The sequence below is a fragment of the Bradyrhizobium mercantei genome, assembly GCF_001982635.1.
Lineage (GTDB): Bacteria > Pseudomonadota > Alphaproteobacteria > Rhizobiales > Xanthobacteraceae > Bradyrhizobium > Bradyrhizobium mercantei.
Genome location: NZ_MKFI01000001.1, coordinates 1,091,141 through 1,110,725 on the forward strand (window position 1 = coordinate 1,091,141; position 19,585 = coordinate 1,110,725).

At 63.8% G+C, this 19,585-nt stretch carries 18 protein-coding genes; 8 read left to right on the forward strand and 10 right to left on the reverse strand.

Annotated features, from left to right (window positions below; all coding sequences use genetic code 11):
* Positions 1-4 precede the first annotated feature (4 nt).
* On the reverse strand, positions 5-772 hold the full coding sequence (gene purC, locus BI327_RS05355; protein WP_016843454.1) for a phosphoribosylaminoimidazolesuccinocarboxamide synthase: 768 nt from the start codon (positions 770-772) through the stop codon (positions 5-7).
* Positions 773-1,118: 346 nt separating this feature from the next.
* Here purC and BI327_RS05360 point away from each other — a divergent pair, with 346 nt between their 5' ends.
* On the forward strand, positions 1,119-1,442 hold the full coding sequence (locus BI327_RS05360) for a DUF1476 domain-containing protein (RefSeq protein WP_076858681.1): 324 nt from the start codon (positions 1,119-1,121) through the stop codon (positions 1,440-1,442).
* A 29-nt stretch (positions 1,443-1,471) separates the two neighbouring features.
* On the opposite strand, the gene BI327_RS05365 is transcribed toward BI327_RS05360, so the two are convergent.
* The gene (locus BI327_RS05365) at positions 1,472-2,416 is read right to left on the reverse strand and encodes a LysR family transcriptional regulator (protein ID WP_076858682.1); all 945 of its coding nucleotides are present in this window, start codon (positions 2,414-2,416) and stop codon (positions 1,472-1,474) included.
* A gap of 112 nt (positions 2,417-2,528) precedes the next feature.
* Here BI327_RS05365 and BI327_RS05370 point away from each other — a divergent pair, with 112 nt between their 5' ends.
* From BI327_RS05370 to purB, 3 genes are all read left to right on the forward strand, one after another.
* Entirely contained in the window at positions 2,529-3,353 is an 825-nt protein-coding gene (locus tag BI327_RS05370) for an isocitrate lyase/PEP mutase family protein (protein WP_076858683.1), read from the forward strand.
* 402 nt (positions 3,354-3,755) lie between these two features.
* The gene (locus tag BI327_RS05375; RefSeq protein ID WP_076858684.1) at positions 3,756-4,646 is read left to right on the forward strand and encodes a hypothetical protein; all 891 of its coding nucleotides are present in this window, start codon (positions 3,756-3,758) and stop codon (positions 4,644-4,646) included.
* Between the two features lie 170 nt (positions 4,647-4,816).
* Positions 4,817-6,247 carry an adenylosuccinate lyase gene (gene purB / locus BI327_RS05380; protein WP_076858685.1) on the forward strand — a complete coding sequence of 477 codons (1,431 nt, stop codon included), beginning with the start codon at positions 4,817-4,819 and terminating at the stop codon, positions 6,245-6,247.
* Between the two features lie 47 nt (positions 6,248-6,294).
* On the opposite strand, the gene cynS is transcribed toward purB, so the two are convergent.
* The 3 genes from cynS to BI327_RS05395 form a co-directional block, all read right to left on the reverse strand.
* Entirely contained in the window at positions 6,295-6,783 is a 489-nt protein-coding gene (gene cynS / locus BI327_RS05385) for a cyanase (RefSeq protein WP_076858686.1), read from the reverse strand.
* Positions 6,784-6,899: 116 nt separating this feature from the next.
* Entirely contained in the window at positions 6,900-7,628 is a 729-nt protein-coding gene (locus BI327_RS05390) for an SDR family oxidoreductase (protein ID WP_076858687.1), read from the reverse strand.
* A 120-nt stretch (positions 7,629-7,748) separates the two neighbouring features.
* The gene (locus BI327_RS05395) at positions 7,749-8,639 is read right to left on the reverse strand and encodes a LysR family transcriptional regulator (protein WP_076858688.1); all 891 of its coding nucleotides are present in this window, start codon (positions 8,637-8,639) and stop codon (positions 7,749-7,751) included.
* Between the two features lie 86 nt (positions 8,640-8,725).
* On the opposite strand from BI327_RS05395, the gene BI327_RS05400 reads away from it, so the two are divergent.
* The gene (locus BI327_RS05400; RefSeq protein WP_076858689.1) at positions 8,726-9,187 is read left to right on the forward strand and encodes a PACE efflux transporter; all 462 of its coding nucleotides are present in this window, start codon (positions 8,726-8,728) and stop codon (positions 9,185-9,187) included.
* A gap of 234 nt (positions 9,188-9,421) precedes the next feature.
* Entirely contained in the window at positions 9,422-10,648 is a 1,227-nt protein-coding gene (locus BI327_RS05405; RefSeq protein WP_076858690.1) for an ABC transporter substrate-binding protein, read from the forward strand.
* A gap of 143 nt (positions 10,649-10,791) precedes the next feature.
* On the opposite strand, the gene BI327_RS05410 is transcribed toward BI327_RS05405, so the two are convergent.
* The 5 genes from BI327_RS05410 to BI327_RS05435 form a co-directional block, all read right to left on the reverse strand.
* On the reverse strand, positions 10,792-11,709 hold the full coding sequence (locus tag BI327_RS05410; protein WP_076859239.1) for an MBL fold metallo-hydrolase: 918 nt from the start codon (positions 11,707-11,709) through the stop codon (positions 10,792-10,794).
* Positions 11,710-11,875: 166 nt separating this feature from the next.
* Positions 11,876-13,483, reverse strand: a complete 1,608-nt coding sequence (locus tag BI327_RS05415; protein ID WP_076858691.1) for an MDR family MFS transporter — start codon at positions 13,481-13,483, stop codon at positions 11,876-11,878.
* Between the two features lie 28 nt (positions 13,484-13,511).
* A complete protein-coding gene (locus BI327_RS05420) occupies positions 13,512-14,663 on the reverse strand; it encodes an HlyD family secretion protein (protein ID WP_076858692.1) in 1,152 nt (383 codons plus the stop codon).
* 569 nt (positions 14,664-15,232) lie between these two features.
* Positions 15,233-16,198 (reverse strand): helix-turn-helix transcriptional regulator, encoded by a 966-nt coding sequence (locus BI327_RS05430; protein WP_245334717.1) that lies wholly within the window; start codon positions 16,196-16,198, stop codon positions 15,233-15,235.
* A gap of 27 nt (positions 16,199-16,225) precedes the next feature.
* Positions 16,226-17,122 (reverse strand): helix-turn-helix transcriptional regulator, encoded by an 897-nt coding sequence (locus BI327_RS05435; RefSeq protein ID WP_245334718.1) that lies wholly within the window; start codon positions 17,120-17,122, stop codon positions 16,226-16,228.
* A gap of 492 nt (positions 17,123-17,614) precedes the next feature.
* On the opposite strand from BI327_RS05435, the gene BI327_RS05440 reads away from it, so the two are divergent.
* A complete protein-coding gene (locus BI327_RS05440; protein ID WP_076858696.1) occupies positions 17,615-18,544 on the forward strand; it encodes a helix-turn-helix domain-containing protein in 930 nt (309 codons plus the stop codon).
* Between the two features lie 101 nt (positions 18,545-18,645).
* The gene (locus tag BI327_RS05445; protein WP_076858697.1) at positions 18,646-19,575 is read left to right on the forward strand and encodes a helix-turn-helix domain-containing protein; all 930 of its coding nucleotides are present in this window, start codon (positions 18,646-18,648) and stop codon (positions 19,573-19,575) included.
* Positions 19,576-19,585: the final 10 nt, after the last annotated feature.

Genomic DNA, 19,585 nt, shown 5'->3' on the forward strand with positions numbered 1-19,585 from the left:
CCCCTTAACTCTTCACCAGCACCGGGCCGCTGCCGGCCGGACGCTCGTTTTCGATCAGAATGCCGAGCCGCTTTGCCACTTCGGTGTAGGCCTCAAGCAAGCCGCCGAGATCCCGGCGGAAACGGTCCTTGTCGAGCTTCTCGTTCGACTTGATGTCCCACAGCCGGCAGGAGTCCGGCGAGATCTCGTCGGCGACGATGATCCGCATCATCTCGTTCTCGAACAGCCGTCCGCACTCCATCTTGAAGTCGACGAGGCGGATGCCGATGCCGAGGAAGAGGCCCGTCAGGAAGTCGTTGACGCGGATGGCCAGCGCCATGATGTCGTCGATCTCCTGCGGCGTGGCCCAGCCGAAGGCGGTGATGTGCTCTTCCGACACCATGGGGTCGTTGAGCTGGTCGTTCTTGTAGTAGAACTCGATGATCGAGCGCGGCAGCTGGGTGCCCTCCTCGATCCCGAGCCGCTGCGACAGCGAGCCGGCGGCGACGTTCCGCACCACCACCTCGAGCGGCACGATCTCGACCTCGCGAATCAGCTGCTCGCGCATGTTGAGACGGCGGATGAAGTGGGTCGGCACCCCGATGTCGTTGAGGTGCTGAAACAGGTACTCCGAGATCCGGTTGTTGAGGACGCCCTTGCCCTCGATCACCTGGTGTTTCTTGGCGTTGAACGCGGTCGCGTCGTCCTTGAAGTGCTGGATCAGGGTTCCCGGCTCGGGGCCTTCATAAAGCACCTTGGCCTTGCCTTCATAAATACGGCGTCGACGGCTCATTGGGATGTACCGTGTTTTGTTGAAATCCATGGATTTGGGTGCTCCGGATGACTTGGGTTACGACCCACGACGGAGCTGCCGCGGAGGCCTGGAACCCGAACAATCCACTGGAAACAGAACAAGAACCATGCCTGTTGGCAACCTATCCGATTGGGCCATCCAGCACAATCAATTGTGCCCCCTCGAGGGCACTTATACCGCCCTATCATAAAGGGCCGATTCCGCCTGTTTTGCCTGCGGCTTAACGGCTCGTTGTCTTGCCGATTCCTCCCACTTATCTAGGCAGGCATCGGGGCTGCCGCAACGAGCGGTGGCCCTTCATTTAGAGGGGATTGGAACTTCAGCCATGAACGAATTCAACAAGCGCGAGGAAGGTTTCGAGAAGAAGTTCGCCCTCGACGAGGAGCAGAAGTTCAAGGCTGAGGCCCGCCGAAACAAGCTGCTCGGGCTGTGGGCCGCCGAGAAGCTCGGCATCGCGGGCGATGCCGCCAGCGCCTATGCCAAGGAGGTGGTGGCCGCCGATTTCGAGGAAGCCGGCGACAATGACGTGCTGCACAAGGTTCTCAAGGACCTCACCGCCAAGGGCCAGGCCGTCACCGAGCGCGACGTTCGCGCCAAGATGGATGAGCTGCTGGCGGTGGCCGCGGCGCAGGTCAAGGCGGGGACCTGAGTTCCCGCTCTGGCCAATCGGCAAATCGACTACGCGCGCCGGACCCCGTTCCGGCGCGAATTGTTTGTGCCCCTCGCCTTGGTGAAATCAGCGCGGATGATGTCGAGCAGACGGCGCGAGGCGGCGCTAAGGAAGCCGCCATGCCGCGTCACCGCGACGACTTCGTGACTTGCCGTGAGATTGCCGACCCGGATCGTCGCGATCCTGGAGCTGCCGAGCTCCTCCGCGGCATTGCTCTGTGACAACAGGGCGATCCCGAGCCCGGCCTCGACCAGCCGCTTCTGCGCCGTGAGGCTGTCGACCGGTGTCCAGGCGACCTCGCCGAGCCCATGCGTCAGGAACAATGCGAACACATGCGAGGCGGTGATCTCGCGGCGCCCGGGCAGTTCGGGAAACGCGATCCATCGCTCGTCCCTGAGATCGGCGAGCTTGCCGACCCTGCGCCCGGCCAGCGGATGGTCCAGTGCGCAGACCACCCCGAGCGGCTCGGCGAACAGCACCTCGCAATCGAGATCACGCGAGCGGTCGCGGTCGTAGCGCAGTCCGATCGTCGCCTCGCCGCGCCTGATCAGATCGCTGATCTCGGCGCTGGTCGCGGTGCGCAGTGTCAGCGTGACATCCGGATGCTGGCGGGCAAAGCGCTTCAGCACCTTCGAGAGCCGCTCGCCGGCGAGTGTGCCGGTCACCGCCAGCGCCACGGGACCGGAATTGTTGCGCGACAGCGCCCGCACCGCGTTCTCGGCATCCTGCGCCGCCGCCACCGCGCGCTCGGCATAGGGCACCATCACCCGTCCGGCATCGCTCAGCCGCGTCTTGCCTGCGATCCGCTCGAACAGGGGCACGCCGAGCTCCTGCTCGAGCAGTGCGATGCGCCGGGAAATCGCCGGCTGCGAGCGATGCAGCGCCTTGGCGGCGTTCGAGATCCCGCCGCGCCGATGCACCACCAGGAACGTGTTGAGCGCGTCGCTGTCCATTCCGTCCTCATGCAAAAAGCTGATGATATCGAGAGAAATAACAAATTTGTCTGATGGGTAAAACCGCCCTATCGGTGCTGCCAGTGGCTTTTTCCAACCATCAGGAGTTCACATGCGCACCCAGGCAGACAAGGCAGCACGGTTTCGCGAGCTGCATCAGCGGCCCGGCGCTTTCATCATCCCCAATCCCTGGGACGCCGGCACCGCGAAGCTGCTCGCGGCGATGGGCTTCGAGGCGCTCGCGACCACGAGCCTCGGGCTCGCCAATACGCTCGGACGCGCGACCGTCAGCCTCGACGAGATCATCGAGAACTGCCGGGTGATATCAGAGGCCACCGACCTGCCCGTCAACGCCGATCTCGAGAATTGCGGTGCCGACATGCCGAAGCTCGCGGCCGAGGCCATCCGGTTCGCCGCCGAGGCCGGCGCCGTCGGCGGCTCGATCGAGGATTCGACCGGCAATCGTGAGCATCCGATCTACGATTTCTCGCTCGCCGTCGAACGTGTGCAGGCCGCGGTCGAGGCGGCGCGGGCGCTGCCCTTCACGTTCACGCTGACGGCCCGGGCGGAGAACTTTCTCTGGGGCCGCAAGGACCTCGACGACACCATCAAGCGGCTACAGGCCTTCGAAGCCGCCGGCGCCGACGTGCTGTATTCGCCGGGCCTGTACGACATCGACACCATCAAGACCGTGGTGTCGGCGCTCAAGCGGCCCTTCAACCTCGTGATGGGCTTTGCCGACCCGACCTTGACGGTCGAGCAGATCGCTGCCGCCGGCGTCAAGCGCATCAGCGTCGGCGGCGCGATGGAGCGTCACGCGCTGGCCGCGTTCCTGCGCTGTGCCCGCGAGATGAAGGACAACGGCGCATTCAGCTTCGTCCGCGACATGGCGCCGGTGAAGGACGTGCGCGAGGCGTTCGCTTCCGCGAAGGGATAGGTTGAACGGTCGTCATTGCGAGCCACCCGGTCGGCGCGGAGCGCCGCCGGATGACAGGCTCCGCGAAGCAATCCATCACGCGGCAAGCGGAGGCATGGATTGCTTCGTCGCTTCAGCGCAAAATTGCTTTGCAATTTTGTCGCGAGCTCCTCGCAATGACAATTGCCAGATTCAGGTTGCCCTAAAATCCAATCCGCTCCTTCGAGATTCTCAATTCGCGCACGAAATCCAGAGCCCCCGCTGCACGGGCGAGTGAACAACTTCATACAACCCTTGGTGAATCGGTCGTAGAAGATGACGGTCGCACGCGGACGATCAATCCATTCGAGTCGATCCCGCGCATGTCGATCAATCGCACCGATGATCAGAGGCGGCGTCGCGTCGCCATGGGGGATTTCCAAAATGACGAGCTGGCTGTTTTCCTTCCACAAGACCGTTGGAAGCCATCCGCAATTCTATTCGAATGTCTTCAACGGCCAGGCCTGGAGCGGCGACGTCCCGGTGCCCGGCGCCGAGGGCATCAGCAACACGCCGGCGGCGGTCGTGCTCAACGCCAACCTGTATTTGTTCTATCCGCGCTGGCAGGGCTTGTACTTCAAGGTCTATGACGGCGAGGTGTGGACGGCCGAAGCCCTGGTGCCCAACATGGCCGGCGTGGGCGGCGGGGTGGCGGCCGCCGTGTACGACGGCCTGATCTATCTGCTCTACTCGAATCCCGGCCAGACCGACCTGATGTACAAGACCTACGACGGCACCAGCTTCGGACCCGAGATCAACACCTCAGGAACCAACCACCTGATCTCGGTCGCCTACCAGAACGTCGACACGCCGGCCGCCGTCGTGCGCGGCGACACGCTCTACGTGTTCGGCCGCGGGCCCGGCTTTGACGAACCCGGCAACATGAACCGCTTCTGGTACGCAACGTTCGACCGCAGCACCTGGCGAAGCAATCCGGTTGCCGGCACGGAGGGCCTCAGCAACGGTCCCGGCGCCGCCCTGTACGGAAGCTGGATCTACCTGTTCTTCAACGATCCGACGGGTCTGTTCTTCTTCAAGAGGTTCGACGGCAACGGCAGCTGGGGGGCAGACCGCCAGGTCCCCGACACGCCCGGCAATTTCGGCAATGCCGCGCCGGCCGTGTTCAACAACACACTGTACATCCTGCACCAGGGACCCAACGGCCAGTTCCTGTACAAGACCACCGACGGCGAGGACAACTGGACCAGCGACGTCTCTGTGCCGAACACGGCAGGGCTCAGCTGCGGACCTGCGGCCGTGGCTTTCTCGCTCTGACCCCAAGCGAATCACGCCAGCGCCGCCCCGGATCATCCGAGGCGGCGCCCCCTGGAATCTGGTATGGTGGCGCCAGCACCGCAAGTGCGGGCAAGGCGTTATCAGACCTGACGATTCATGGCAGCTCGCGACTTGCAGCCAGCCTCAGGCAATGCCAAGAGAGCGGGATCATGTCCCAAGATCACATTTCCAACGTCCTCGCCGAACGTTACGCCTCACCCGCCATGCGCGCCATCTGGAGCGGCGAAGGCAAGGTCCGCCTCGAACGCGACTACTGGATCGCGGTGCTGAAGGCCCAGCGCGACCTCGGCATTCCGGTGCCGGATGGCGTGATCGAAAGCTACGAGCGGGTCAAGGACCAGATCGACCTCAAGTCCATCATGCAGCGCGAGCGCGTCACCCGTCACGACGTCAAGGCGCGCATCGAGGAGTTCTGCGAGCTGGCCGGTCACGAGCACCTGCACAAGGGCATGACCAGCCGCGACCTCACCGAGAACGTCGAGCAATTGCAGGTCTACCGCTCCTTGCAGCTGGTCGAGACCAAGAGCATCGCCGCGCTGGTCCGGTTTGCCAAGCGCGCCAAGCAATTGCGCGACATCCCGTTCACCGCACGCACCCACAACGTCGCGGCGCAGGTCACGACGCTCGGCAAGCGCATCGCCATGTCCGGCGAAGAAATGCTGCTGGCGCATCAGAGCCTGGTCCATGTGCTGCAAAGCTATCCCGCACGCGGCCTGAAGGGCGCGGTGGGCACCCGTCTCGACCAGATCACCCTGTTCAACGGCGACGCCGGCAAGGCCCGCGCGCTTGAGCAGAACATCCTGCGTCACCTCGGCCTGCCGAAAGCGCTCGATGCCGTCGGCCAGGTCTATCCGCGCAGCCTCGACTTCCGTGCGGTCAGCGTGCTGACCGAGCTCGCCAGCGGTCCCGGCAACTTCGCCAAGACCATCCGCCTGATGGCCGGCCACGAGCTCGCCAGCGAGGGCTTTGCCAAGGGCCAGGTCGGCTCCTCGGCGATGCCGCACAAGATGAACAGCCGCTCCTGCGAGCGCATCAACGGACTGCACGTGATCCTGAAGGGCTATCTCGCGATGGCCGCCGGGCTCGCCGGCGATCAGTGGAACGAGGGCGACGTCTCCTGCTCCGTGGTCCGCCGCGTCATGCTGCCCGATGCCTTCCTCGCGATGGATGGCCTGCTCGAGACCCTGCTCACCGTGCTCGATCAGATGGAGGTGTTCGAGGCCGTCGTCGCGACCGAGCTCAACCGTTATCTGCCCTTCCTGCTGACCACCACCGTCATGATGGAAGCGGTCAAGAAGGGCGCCGGCCGCGAAGGCGCGCACGAGGCGATCAAGGAGCATGCGGTGGCTGCCATCGGCGACCTGCGCACCGGCAAGATCGTGCAGAACGATCTGCTGCAGCGCCTCGCCGCCGACAAGCGTCTTGGCCTGAGCGCAGCCGAGCTCCAGCAAGTGCTCGAGCACGGCCGCGCCAACTCCGGCGACGCTGCCGCCCAGGTCGACTACTTCGCCGAGCAGGTCGAAGCCCTGGCCAAGGCCAAGCCGGAAGCCGCGAGCTACGCGCCGCGCGCGATCCTGTGAGGCCAGAGAGAAGACCGGAGCGCGGCGTGAAAGCAGCCGCGCCCTCCTCACTCCTCCTTGAAGCCGTAGTCCGGCACGTTGCCGCTGGCGCCGTAATATTTGTACGGCAGGAACTTGCCGCTCATGGTGATCTTGACGCGATCGCCCTTCGGGTTGGCGACGCGCTCCATCGCCATGTCGAAGTCGATCGCCGACATGATGCCGTCGCCGAACTCCTCCTCGATCAGCGCCTTCCAGGCCGGGCCGTTGACCATCACCATCTCGTAGAAGCGATAGATCAGGGGATCGGTCGGCGGCATCGGCGTGCCGGTGCCGCGCATCGGCACCTCGTTGAGCATCGCGATCTCGGCTTTCGACAGTTCGAACAATTCACCGGCGTTGGCCGCTTGCGGCTTCGTCAGTTTCATCTGGCCGAGGATCGCGCCCACGATCAGGACCTCGGAATAGCCGCCGATCGTCTCGCAGATGTGTTTCCAGCTCCAGCCCTTCTCGCGCTTGATGTCGAGCAGCTTTTCGGTGAGGTCTTCGCGTTTCATGAGGCTTCCTCCTTAGGCTTCAGCGCGCAGCACCCTGCGCGGGATTGGGTTCGCGAACGTGCTGTTCGTGCACGAAGCGTGCCAGAAACCTTGCTCCCAACGAAATCGAACGACGCCTACAGATCGAAATTCGTCGGCAGCATCACGACGTCGCGGATGGTCATGCCGCGCGGCCGGGTCAGCATGAACAGCACGACCTCGGCGACCTCGCTGGCTTCCAGCAGGCTGCCCGTCGCCTTCGCCTCCTGCAATTTCTCCACCGGCCAGTCCGCGAGCAGCGAGGTGATGACTGGCCCGGGCGAGATCGATCCGACGCGGATGCCGTGCTTGAACACCTGGCGCCGCACCGTCTGCACGAAGCAGTTGATCGCCCATTTCGACGACGCATAGACCGGCTCCCACGGCGTCGGGAAATGCGCGGCGAGCGAACTGGTCACGATGATGTCGCCGGTCGCCCGCGCGATCATGTGCGGCAGCACGTCGTGCACGTTCTTCATCACGACGTTGACGTTGAGGTTCAGCATCCGGTCGATCGCACCGCTGTCGGCATCGACGAGGTCGCCGCCGACATAGATCCCGGCATTGGCATGCAGGATGTCGAGCTGGCCGGCTTTCTCCAGCACCTTCGGCAGCAGCGTGGCGCAATCCCTGGGATCGAGCAGGTCGATCACCAGCGGGATCACCGCATCGCCATGCTTTCCGGCCAGCGCCTCGAGCGCGGCAGCGTCGCGGTCGACCATCACCACGCGCGCGCCGGCCGCCAGCATCGCCTCGCTGCTCGCAAGTCCGATACCGGACGCCGCCCCGGTGACAGCGGCCACCTTGCCTTGCAATTGCTTCACCATCGTTTCCACCCTGTCAGGTCAGTGCGGCGCGCATGGCAACACATCACGGTCGCGAAGTCAGCTCCCATGCGATGCGCCAAGGCACGTGTATCTGGCACGCGTATCTGGCACGCTCGTCCGTTACAGGCGCAACATCGGCGGCCGCGTGGCGAAACGGCGCCGCAGCCATTTTGCCGCCGGCCCCGCCGGCCGCTGCTTGTGCCAGACCACTTCGAGCGCGACGGGATGCGCGCCCTCGTCGAAGTCCAGGTCCGGAACCGCCAGCTCGGCGGCAATTTGCGAGCTCGCCATGATGTGGGCCGGGATCAGCGCCCAGCCGACGCCGTGCTTGAGGATTTGCAGGATCACCCAATGGCTCTCGACCCACCAGACTTCGGCTGCGACACGCAGCCGATGCCGCTCGGTGCCTTCGTTGCGCACCGTGACCATGATCTGGCGATGCCGCTTCAGTTCCTCCCAATCCACCCGCCCATGCGCCAGCGGATGGGTCTTCCCGCATACGAGTTGCAGCGGCACCCAGCCGATGGTCTTGAAGCCGAGCTCGGGCGGCAGATGTTCCTGCCGCCACATCACCCCGACATCGGCCTTGCCGTCGAGCACGAGACGGCTGACGTCCTCCATGATCGGAAACAGCAACTCCAGTTCGACATGGGGAAAGCGCGTGGCGAATTCCGCAAACAGCTCGCCGACCGCGCTCTCCGGGTAAAGCTCGTCGATCGCCACCACCAGCCGCTTCTCGACATGCGCCTCGAAGCTGCTCGCAACACCGATCAGATGTTCGCGGCGATCGAGGATCAATTTTGCTTCCGGCAACAGCCGCGCCCCTGCTTCGGTCAGCGCCGGATTACGGCCGGCGCGATCGAACAGCGCGATGCCGAGGTCCGTTTCCAGATTGGCGACATGCGTGCTGACGGCCGATTGCGCCTTCTTCAGAAGCCGCGCCGCACCGGAGAACGACCCCTGCTCGGCTGCCGCCACGAAGGATTCGAGCTGGTCCATGGAGACGGCCATCTATCACTTTTCCAGATATTATCTAACTTTGTTATCCCACAATACCAGATAGAAACCCGGTCGCAACGACAAGAAAGGGTTTCAAAATGTCCATGCGTTCCTTCTCCGACCGGGTCAGGCACGCAGTCCTGTTCGAACTGATCGGTATCGCCATCTTCACGCCGGCCGCCGCCTGGCTGTTCAATCAGCCGGTCGCCCATATGGGCGTCATCGGCGTCGTCTCGGCGACGGTGGCGACGATCTGGAACTTGCTGTTCAATCTCGGCTTCGACCATGCGCTGATCCGCGTCACCGGGCGTGTCGCCAAGACGATGCCGATCCGTGTCGCGCACGCGATGCTGTTCGAGGCCGGCCTGGTCGTGCTGCTGATCCCGTTCGTCGCCTGGTATCTCGGCATCTCGCTGTGGGCTGCGCTGATGATGGATATCTCGATCGTCGCGTTCTATCTGGTCTACGCGTTCGTGTTCAACATCGCCTACGATCGCGTCTTTCCGGTGCCTCAGCGCAAGGCGGACGGCCGCACGGCAGGCCGGGCTCTGCCGGCCTGATCAGCCGCGATGTGCGGCGCGGCTCGGATCACTCGATTCACCGCGCCGCCACCCTGACACCGCGCCAATATTCCTGATCGCAGCGACTACACACAAGTCCCGGCGCGCGCCTACCATAGATTGATTTGATCCGGCTCGAACGCTGTGCAGTGTTTCGAGCCGACATGCCCGTCAGAGGCTGCCAAACCGGCCAACAATGCCAAAACGGCCAACAACAAGAAGCGGAGGACTGCAATGCCAAGGAACCGTTCGATCCAACCAACTCGCCGTCAGCTCATCAAGGGCGCGGCCGCCGCGTCGGCCACGCTGCTGCTCGGCAAGCCCGCAATCGCCAAGGGCAAGACCGAGATCGTGATCGGCAACATCGACGCCTATTCGGGACCGGCTGCGGTCTACTCGTCGATCGGCCGCACGCCCGGCGGCTATTTCAAGATGATCAATGAGCAAGGCGGCATCAACGGCCGCATGATCAAGTACATCACCTATGACGACGCCTACAGCCCGGCCAAGACCGTCGAGCAGGCGCGCAAGCTCGTCGAGGGCGACGAGATCGATGTTCTGTTTGCGCCGCTCGGTGCCCCCACCAATGCTGCGATCATGAAGTACATGAACATCAAGAAGGTCCCGCACCTCTTCATCGCCTCGGGCGCCACCAAATTCGGCGACTATAAGAATTTCCCCTACACGATGGGTTTCCAGCCTTGCTACCAGATCGAGGGACGGGCCTTCGCGCAGCATGTCCTGTCGACACAGAAAGACCCCAAGATCGGCATCGTCTACCAGAACGACGATTTCGGCCGCGACGTCTTGAAGGGCTTCAAGGACGGCCTTGGCGCGAAGACGTCCGCGATCGTGGCGGAGCTGTCCTACGAGACCGCGGATCCGACGATCGACAGCCAGGTGGTGCGCTGCAAATCCGCCGGCGCCAATGTGTTCATGAGCATGACCACGCCGAAATTCGCCGCACAAGGCATCAAGAAGATCGCCGAACTCGGCTGGCAGCCGGCGCATTACATCGGCAACAACGCCTCCTCGGCGGGCTCGACGCTGAAGGCGGCGGGGTTCGACGTATCCAAGGGGATCATCTCCAGCGCCTATTTGAAGGATCCGGTCGACGCCGCGTGGGACAGCGATCCCGCCATCCAGAAATGGCGCGCATTCCTCGACAAATACGACCCGGCCGCCGCCAGGAACGACATCTACGCCGTCACCGGCTATCTCACGAGCCAAATCCTGGTTCAGGTGCTCAAGCAGTGCGGCGATGACGTCTCGTCCGAAAACATCATCAAGCAAGCGACGAATCTGAAGGATGTCGAATCCGACATGCTGTTGCCGGGCATCAGGATCAACACCTCGCCATCGGACTATTATCCGCTCGAGCAACTGCAACTGACGCGCTTCAGCGGCGAACGTTATGAGCCGATGGGACCGGTGATCGACGGCGGCATCTCGAAGGCGTGAGCGCTGGTGGCGAACGCCGCGCAAATGCTCACTGCACCGTTTCTCCATCGTCATTGCGGGGCGACGCGCGGCGGCGAGCCCGGAATGACGCGTGGATGGGGCCGCGCCGACCCGCGCGGCGCGGCCCCCACCCCAACACGCGGTCAGTAGTCCCAGAACGCCGGCACCCAACGGAAGGCGTCGCCATCGACCGCGACATGACCGACGGATGGGAACGGCATATGCGTCGCCACCAGCAGTTCGCGGTTCGCCGCCAGTTCCCGCAGCAGGCGAATCCTGGCGCGGGCCGCCTCCTCGGGGTCGTGCTCGAAGCCGTTGTGCCAGTCGGGGTGCTCGAACCCAACCGTGAACACGAGGTCGCCGGCGAATGTCAGCCGGTCGCCGCCGGATGCGAGGCGGACCACGCTGTGCCCGGGGGTGTGACCGCCGGTGCGGCGGACGACCACGCCCGGCGCCACCTCGTGCTCGTCATCGAACGTCCGCAGATTGCCGCGGTATTCGTTCGCGAACCGCTTGGCGGTCGCACGAAGCGCGTCCGGGAAGCCCGGCGGCATCGAGACGCGGGAAAAATCCGGCGCCTCCCAGAATTTGACTTCGGCGGCGGCGACGTGGATCCGCAGGTCCGGACGCAGCCTCTCCTTGACGCCGTCGACGAGCAGCCCGCCGACATGATCCATGTGCATGTGGGTCAGCACCACGTCGGTCACGGCCGCAAGATCGATGCCGGCGGCCTCCAGTCGCTTGATCGTCTGCCCGGCGCGCGGCAGATGCAGGTCCGGATCGGATCCGAGCCCGGCGTCGATGAGGATGGTTTTCCCGCCGCTGCGGACCACAACCACGTTCAGCGCCCAATCGAACGCGTCCGGCGGCAGGAACATGTCCTTCAACCAGGCCGCGCGAACCGCCGGGTCGGCATTATGTGCCAGCATCTGGGACGGGAGCGGCAGCACGCCATCGCTGACGACCAGCACGTCAATCTCGCCGATCCGCAGCGCATAGCGCGACGGCACCAGCTCTTCGGGCTCCGATGTAACGGGGAGCGAGGTGTTGTGTAGGTTCATGTTCGTCTCCTGCTGACCGGCCACGCCGCGTTGAGGCGTGTTTGCGGTAGGTTGGACTATTAGCGAACCGGGCCTGCCGCTGCGCCAGAGCGATTGTCGTCGTTGCAGAGAGATTGCGGCTGATGTTGCCGATCGTGAGATGCGGTGACGATGTCCGTGAAGCTGGTCAGTGCCCACCGCCGGCATCGAGACGGCCGGGCTTCCTGAGCATGAGCGCGGCCATCAGCGCGACGATCTGCGATACTCCCAGCAGATAGAAGGTATCGCTGAAGCCGAGGATGAAGGCCTGCTTCTGGATCACCTTGCCCATCGCGACATAGGCGTGGTGGACGGCGTCCATCCGGTCGACCACCCCATGGCCGATGAAATATTGCGTGAGCTGATCAAGCCGGGTGCGGGTCGCCTGCTCGAACATCGTGACGTGCTGCGAGAGCACATTGGAGTGGAATTGCTCGCGCTTCGTGAGCAGCGTCTGCAGCGCGGCGATGCCGATCGCGCCGCCGAGGTTTCGCATCATGTTGAACAGGGCGGATGCGGACCCGGCGTTCTCCTGCTCGATGCCCGCGGTCGCAACCGCGGAAAGCGGGGCGAACACGAGTGCCTGGCCAAAGGCGCGGATGACATTCGGCCAGAACAATTGGTCGGCGGCATAGTCGTTCGTCATGTAGATGTTCATGAAGTTGGAGCCCCCGAACAACACGAAGCCGATGCCGATCACCAGACGCGCGTCGAAGCGCTGCATCAGCCGGGGCACCAGCGGGATCAGCAAGAGCTGCGGCAGTCCGGTCCATGCCAGCACCATGCCGATCTGCTCCGAATTGTAGCCCTGGATACGGGACAGGTAGACCGGCAGGACGTAGACCGAGCCATAGAGCGAGACGCCGAGCAGGAAGTTCGCGAGAACGCCAAACCCGAAATTGCGGCGGAACAGGATGCGCAAATTGAGCAACGGCCGCTTCGCGGTCAGCTCGATCGCGAGAAACAACACCAGTGCGACCGCGGCAATGATTGCCAGCCGGACGATGAAGGGCGAGCCGAACCAGTCGTCCTTGTTGCCTTCTTCCAGCACGGTCTGCAGCGCGGCGAGCCCGATCGCCATGGTGATGATCCCGGCCCAGTCGCCCTCGCGCAGCAGCGACAGATTCATGGGCTTCGATTCCAGCGAGAAGAACAGCATGGCGATCATGACCCCGCCAGGCACGACGTTGACGTAGAAAATGTACTCCCAGCCGAAATTCTCGGTGAGATAGCCCCCGATGGTCGGACCGATCGCGGGCGCGAAAGTCGCGGAGACCGCAAACATCGCGAGGCCGATCGTCTGCTTTGCCTTCGGCAACAGCGTGATGATGAGCGTGAACGCCATCGGGATCAGTACGCCGCCGGTGAAGCCCTGCACGGCGCGCAGCGCGATCATCTGCGGCAGGTCCTGCGCCAGTGCGCACGCCGCCGAAAACACCAGGAACAGGAACGCGTTGGTGAGTAGATAGATGCGGACCGAGAACACCTGGGCGAGCCAGCCGGAGAGCGGGATCACGACGATCTCGGCGATCAGGTAGGACGTCGAGATCCAGCCGCCGTCATCGATGCCGGCGCCGATTCCGCCCTGAATGTCGGCAAGCGAGGCGTTGACGATCTGGATGTTGAGCACTGCCATGAAGGCGCCGAGCGTCGCTCCCGTCACCGCGAGCCAGGTCTTTGCGGAGACGGCGGGACCGGCGGCCGGCGACTGACCGTCGCTGACGGGAGCGGCATCGACAGCTTGTAATGTCGTCATGGTGGCCTCCTCGCGCGGGCGCGATGCATCAGTCGGCTGCGGGACCGCCGCCGCGCGCAGCGAGCCGTTTCCCGGAGGTACGTTCGGCGACGGCGGCCGATTTGGTGTTGACGGTCGGGATCGCCGACATGCCGGGCCGCAGCAGGCCCGTGAGGCTGTGATCGTCGAGCGCGATCTTCACCGGCACGCGTTGCACGATCTTGGTGAAATTGCCGGTGGCGTTGTCGGGCGGCAGCAGCGCGAATTCCAGGCCGCTTGCCGGCGACAGGCTGTCGACGTGGCCCTTCAGCCTGATCGAATGGAAGCTGTCGACCCGCAGCTCGACCGGCTGGCCATTGCGCACATGTGTAAGCTGGGTCTCCTTGAAGTTCGCGACCACGTAAACCGCGTCGAGCGGCACGACTGCCATCAGTTGTGTTCCAGCCTGCACATACTGGCCGATGCGGAGCGTTCGTGCGCCGACCGTCCCCTCAACCGGTGCCGTGATCTCGGTATAGGAGAGGTTCAGTGCAGCCTGCTGTTCGACCGCGCGCGCGCGGCTGAGTTGCGCGACGGCTTGCGCGCGCTGGGCCGCGAGCACCTCGATCTTCTTGTTGGCCGCCAGCAATCCCGCCTTGCCCTGCTGCAGCTGCGCAGTCTGCGTGCGCAACGCCGCGTCGGTCTGCTGGGCGCGCTGGATCGTGCCGGAACCCGACTTCATGAGTTCGTCGTAGCGGGCGCGCTCCTGCTGCGCGAATTTCAGGCTGGCCTCGATCGCGTCGACCTCGGCTGCCTGCTGCTCGATCAGCGGCTCCTGCAATTCGATCTGCAGGTTGAGATTCTTGACGGCAGCGTCGGACGCGGCGACATCCGCCTGGGCCTGCCCCAGCGCGGCCTTGAAGTCGCGGTCGTCGATCCGCGCCAGCGTCTGGCCGGCCCTGACCCGTTCGTTGTCGGAGACCAGCACCTCGGCGATGTAGCCGGAGACCTTGGGTGCGATAATCGTGGAATCGGCTTTGACATAGGCATCGTCGGTCGTTTCCAGGTAGCGGCCGGTGGTGACGTAGTAGTGGCCGAACGCGGCAGCGTTGGCGACGCCGAGTGCCGCGGCGAGCGCGAACGCCGCGCGCCGGACTGCCTGGCGCGACGGCGAGCTGCGGGTGCCGGCTTTCTGCTCGGCGGCATAAGGAAGGGTCGACATGGTGGTCCTCCAAAAGTTGTTGCGCTCGAGAGTCAAATCGGATGTCGGAGGCATGCGTAGTGCTGCCGGGACGCACGCGCGACGCCGTCGTCCGGGAGAGCCCCGCGCAATCACCAACGACACGACGATGTGAGATGAATTCTAGGCGGCGCTCACGGCGCGCCGCATGTCGCCGCCGGCGCCATCGGCATGGAGTGTCCGCACGCCGCGTGACAACGGCCGGCAAGCATCGGCTGGGCAAGTCGAAGCGCAATCGGCTGCGTTGGCCTCAGGGGCAAGCCATTGTAGGATAGCGGAGCGTCGTCCGTTGTCATGATCGGCGCCGTGGCGAGCGAGTGAACTTCGACTTGCTCGCCGGTGGCTGACGTGAAACGGATGCCCAGCGAGAGGCCGTAGACCACTGCGCTCGCTATCGCCCTCCGTGGCGGGACGATTGCAGGAAGGGTGAGATATTTCCTCCAGGTCATCGTTGATCTCCATCCGATACGGATCTTGGGTACCGTATTGACCTAACGGATTGAGATTTCGACTGCGCCAGAGCGATTGCCGTCCTTGCAGAAAGATTGCGGCTAACGCATCCGCCTCCGCCAATCGGACGGCGTTTCGCCGGTCAGCTTCCTGAATGCGGCAGCGAAGGCGGTCTGCGACGCATAACCGAGTGCGGCCGCGATCGACACCATCGATGCGTCGGTGTCGCGCAGCATGTTCATCGCCTGCTCGAGCCGGTGCTGGCGCAGCCAGGCGTGAGGCGAAAGGCCGGTGCTGTCCTTGAAGGCACGACAGAAGTGGAAGCGCGACAGGCCGGCTTCCGACGCGAGAGCCGCGAGCGAAACGTCAGCGTCGCTGTCGGAATGCAGGCGTTCGATCGCGCGTCGCAGAGCCTGCGGAGACAGTCCGCCCATGATCGGCACGAACGTGGTTGGTGCGCCGGTGTGCCCGGCCAGAATGCGCGTCGCCAGGATATCGGTCAGTTGCTGCCTGAACAGTGCATCCAGGGCCGCATTGCCATCCAGCACATCCGCCGCACTCATCAGCAATCCGGACGTGATGGGGTCTGGCTGTCCCGTCCGCTCCAGAAGATCGCCGGGCGCGGGCGCATTGGCTTCGCGGGCAACGCGTACGAGCGTCGTGTGCGGAAGATAGAGCTGGATGACATCGACGATGCCGGGAATATCCCATCTGGCTTGTGATCCGGCCGGAATGATCGTCACGACGCCGGAACGCGCCGTTCCAATCGCGACCGATGACCCGGTCCGTCGCTCCAGGCGCTGAACGCCCGTGGGATAGGTCATGATGACGTGATCGGTCATCGGCTCGACCACGTCGTGCAGAGCCCCATGCTTCCAATGCGCGATGGAGCCGTTGGATGGGTCTGAAGCCATCTGCAGGGGGACGGTCTTGAGGACACGCGCCATCTCCACATCGGCGCGACGTAGTTTGTCCGGGTCCACCTCGGAGGGACGCGGCTGAGAGCCTTGCAAGGGAGCGCGCAATATCGGGTCGCCCATGGGGCCGTCCTCGCGTTCGGAAGACATTTCAGTTACCTGCCAGTGCGATTGCCGCTAACGCACGCGCCTCCGCCAATCGCTCGGCGTTTCGCCGGTGAGCTTCTTGAACGCGGCAGCAAAGGCGGTCTGGGAGGCGTAGCCGAGCTCCGCCGCCACTGACACCACCGACGCATCCGTGTTGCGCAACATGCTCATCGCCTGCTCAAGCCGGTAGTGGCGCAGCCAGGCATGGGGGGAAAGGCCGGTGCTGTCCTTGAAGGCGCGACAGAAGTGAAAGCGCGACAGCCCGGCCTCCGACGCGAGAGCCGCCAGCGACACGTCCGTATCGCTGTCTGAACGCAAGCGTTCGATCGCACGAAGCAGCGCCTTCGGCGCCAATCCTCCCCTGACCGGCTCGACCACGACGGTCGAGCTGGCATGCGCGACGAGAAGACGGGTGGCCAGCAGCTCCGTCAGTTGCTGCCTGAACAACATATCCAGGGCGTCATTGCTCTCCAGGATAGTTGCCGCGCTCAGCAGCAGCCGGGATGTGACGGGATCGGGATGCGCCGTGCGCTCCAGGATTTCCTTTGGCGCGGCGCCGTTGACTTCGTCCGCCACGCGTCTGAGGCTGGCGTGCGGAAGATAGAGCTGAACCACGTCGACAGGCTTTGGGATGTCCCATCGCGAGCTTGATCCTTCCGGGATGATGATCACGACGCCGGGCCGGAACGTGCCGGTCACGCGCGATCGCCCTGTCCGCCGCTCCATGCGCTGTACCGTGCCGTTGTAGGCCATGATGACGTGATGGGTCATCGGCTCGACGACGTCGTGCAATGGATCATGCTTCCAATGCGCGATCCCGGCGCCCGAGGAATCCAGAGCCATGTGAAACGGCGTGGTCCCGAGCACCCGCTCCATCTCGGCCTCGGCGGTACGATGGTCGCTGCCCGGCAAATCGGTCTGATGCATCTCGGGCGCAGCCTGCGACCCCTCTGACGCTTCGTGGCGGATTGGCTTGCTCATTGGCTTGTACTCGTCTGGCGAGACCACACGCGTGCCACCGGCCCGGCTTCACGGACGGCGCGTGACGTCGTTGCTTCGAGTCCGCGGTTGGTTGATGCCGGTAAATGCTGCGAGCCTTCGCCGCGCGTTTTAGGCAAGGAGAACTACGGGTTCTTTCCCAAAAGCGCCGTGCTTTGCCTGATCCTGCTGCAAGATTCGCATGTTGGCGTCTTGTGATGGGCGGCTCGCAGGCGATGGGTCAGCAGTGTTGATCGATGTCGTCAGCGTAATCGGATGCCGGGTACTGAAATCATTTGTGAAAATCGTCCGTCGCAAGGCAATCACAATGCCGTTCTAGCGTCCGCTGACCTAGACCACAGCATCCCGATACCGGATAATGCAAGGGACTGCGCCGACCATCGTTGAGCCGCCTGCCCCTTGCAGTGAGACTGACCACACATGGCACAGACCGGTTTTCACGGTCAGAAGTTCAAAGAACTTCTGCGCCTCCAGGATATGCCGTCGTCGCTGACCACGCGATCTCTGCGTGGCGGCGAGATCGCGGCCACCGAAACGCGGGACGACAATCCTACCCCGGGTCTTTGCGGTGAAGTCATCCCCGAGGATGCGTATATCGTTAGTCTGAAACTTCGCGATTACCCCGACTGCGAATACTGGGAGCGCGGCAAGTGCGTGGGGAAGCCGAACATCCGGGCGGGTACGACCTATCTGTACGACATGAAGTACAATCCGCGCTTTGTGATCGAAAAGCCGTTCCATTCCCTTCATTTCTACGTTCCAGCTGTGGCGCTCAATGGCATCGCAGAGCAGTCCGGCATCCGGCGTCTCGGCCAACTCGACTGCCAGTTTGGCACCGGCTTTCGCGACGAGGTTGTGCATCACATCGGCACAGCGCTCCTGGTCGGACTGCGCCGGCCATCGGAAGCGAACCAGCTTTTCATCGATCACATGATGCTTGCGCTCACGGCGCATGTCGCCCAGGCGTACGGCGGACTGCGCAACGCCGAAGCCGTTGGCGGCGGTCTTGCTCCATGGCAGGCGAAGCGGGCCTGCGAAAGACTCGCGTCCGACCTGAGCGGGAAATTCACGCTGCAGGAGATCGCGGCCGAGTTGGATCTCTCGGTCAGCCATTTTTCCCGGGCGTTTCGGACATCCGTCGGACTTCCGCCGCATCAATGGCTGCTTCGCCAACGCATCAGCGCGGCCAAGCAATTGATGAGCGTGCGCGAGCTGCCGCTTGCCGAGATCGCGATATCGACCGGCTTTGCCAACCAGAGCCACTTTACGCGGGTGTTCTCGGCCGCGGTCGGGGTCAGCCCGGCGGTCTGGCGGCGTGAAATGCTCGGCGTGTCCGAAGGCGATACATAATCACGGCCGCCCTGGAGGGCTGCTTCGTGATCCCCACAATGGTCGCTACCTTCGCTCGATCGCGATCATTCCGTCCAACACCACTCATGAGGGCGGCGCATATGAAGTCGACGGGTTTCTACGGTCAGAATGCCAAGCAGTACTTCGACCTCGAGCATCAGCCGCTGTCGTTGATTACGCGTTCGCTGCGCAACGCCGAGATCGCCGTCACTGAAATCCGGGATGATGCCCCCGCGCGGAGCCTTTCCGGCGGGATGGCCCTTGAGGATTCCTATGTTGTCAGCCTGATACTCAGCGATTACCCGGATTGCGAGCAGCGGGAACTAGGCACGCCTGCCGCCAAGAACAACATCCATGCGGGCGCAACCTACCTGTACGACATGAAGAAGAATCCGAGATTCGTGATCGACAAGCCATGCCACTCCCTCCATTTCTATCTTCCGCGCTCGGCGCTCGACGGCATCGCTGCGCAGGCCGCCGCACCGCGCGTTGGTGAGCTCCCCTCGCAGCTCGGCGTTGGCCATGACGACCCGGTGATCCGTCATATCGGCGGGGCGCTCCTGCAAGCGCTGCGCCGGCCGGCTGAGACCAACCAGCTCTTCATCGATCACATGATGCTCGCATTTACGACCCACGCCGCTCAGACCTATGGCGGCCTGCGAACCATCCGGAAGCTGGCCCGCGGCGGTCTCGCTCCATGGCAGGCGAAACAAGCCTGTGAAAGGCTCAGCGCCGATCTCGGTGGAACAGTTTCATTGCAGCAGATCGCGGCTGAATTCGGCCTTTCGGTCAGCCATTTTTCACGGGCATTTCGAACCTCCACGGGCCAGCCGCCGCATCGATGGCTGCTTCGTCAGCGTCTGGAGGCCGCGAAGCAGCTGATGGCGGTGCGCGAGCTGCCGCTGGCCGAAATCGCGATATCGGCCGGGTTTGCCAACCAAAGCCACTTTACGCGGGTGTTTTCGGCTGCGGTCGGGGTCAGCCCGGCGGTGTGGCGGCGTGAAATTTACGGCGTGTCCGGAGATACATGATCTTCGAGAG

Coding starts and splice junctions, on each gene's coding strand:
- BI327_RS05435 (WP_245334718.1), bottom strand. CDS start 17,122: ATGCATCAGACCGATTTGCCGGGCAGCGACCATCGTACCGCCGAGGCC.
- BI327_RS05430 (WP_245334717.1), bottom strand. CDS start 16,198: ATGTCTTCCGAACGCGAGGACGGCCCCATGGGCGACCCGATATTGCGC.
- BI327_RS05445 (WP_076858697.1), top strand. CDS start 18,646: ATGAAGTCGACGGGTTTCTACGGTCAGAATGCCAAGCAGTACTTCGAC.
- BI327_RS05360 (WP_076858681.1), top strand. CDS start 1,119: ATGAACGAATTCAACAAGCGCGAGGAAGGTTTCGAGAAGAAGTTCGCC.
- purB (WP_076858685.1), top strand. CDS start 4,817: ATGTCCCAAGATCACATTTCCAACGTCCTCGCCGAACGTTACGCCTCA.
- BI327_RS05390 (WP_076858687.1), bottom strand. CDS start 7,628: ATGGTGAAGCAATTGCAAGGCAAGGTGGCCGCTGTCACCGGGGCGGCG.
- cynS (WP_076858686.1), bottom strand. CDS start 6,783: ATGAAACGCGAAGACCTCACCGAAAAGCTGCTCGACATCAAGCGCGAG.
- BI327_RS05420 (WP_076858692.1), bottom strand. CDS start 14,663: ATGTCGACCCTTCCTTATGCCGCCGAGCAGAAAGCCGGCACCCGCAGC.
- BI327_RS05405 (WP_076858690.1), top strand. CDS start 9,422: ATGCCAAGGAACCGTTCGATCCAACCAACTCGCCGTCAGCTCATCAAG.
- BI327_RS05395 (WP_076858688.1), bottom strand. CDS start 8,639: ATGGCCGTCTCCATGGACCAGCTCGAATCCTTCGTGGCGGCAGCCGAG.
- BI327_RS05415 (WP_076858691.1), bottom strand. CDS start 13,483: ATGACGACATTACAAGCTGTCGATGCCGCTCCCGTCAGCGACGGTCAG.
- BI327_RS05440 (WP_076858696.1), top strand. CDS start 17,615: ATGGCACAGACCGGTTTTCACGGTCAGAAGTTCAAAGAACTTCTGCGC.
- BI327_RS05400 (WP_076858689.1), top strand. CDS start 8,726: ATGTCCATGCGTTCCTTCTCCGACCGGGTCAGGCACGCAGTCCTGTTC.
- BI327_RS05370 (WP_076858683.1), top strand. CDS start 2,529: ATGCGCACCCAGGCAGACAAGGCAGCACGGTTTCGCGAGCTGCATCAG.
- BI327_RS05365 (WP_076858682.1), bottom strand. CDS start 2,416: ATGGACAGCGACGCGCTCAACACGTTCCTGGTGGTGCATCGGCGCGGC.
- BI327_RS05410 (WP_076859239.1), bottom strand. CDS start 11,709: ATGAACCTACACAACACCTCGCTCCCCGTTACATCGGAGCCCGAAGAG.
- BI327_RS05375 (WP_076858684.1), top strand. CDS start 3,756: ATGACGAGCTGGCTGTTTTCCTTCCACAAGACCGTTGGAAGCCATCCG.
- purC (WP_016843454.1), bottom strand. CDS start 772: ATGAGCCGTCGACGCCGTATTTATGAAGGCAAGGCCAAGGTGCTTTAT.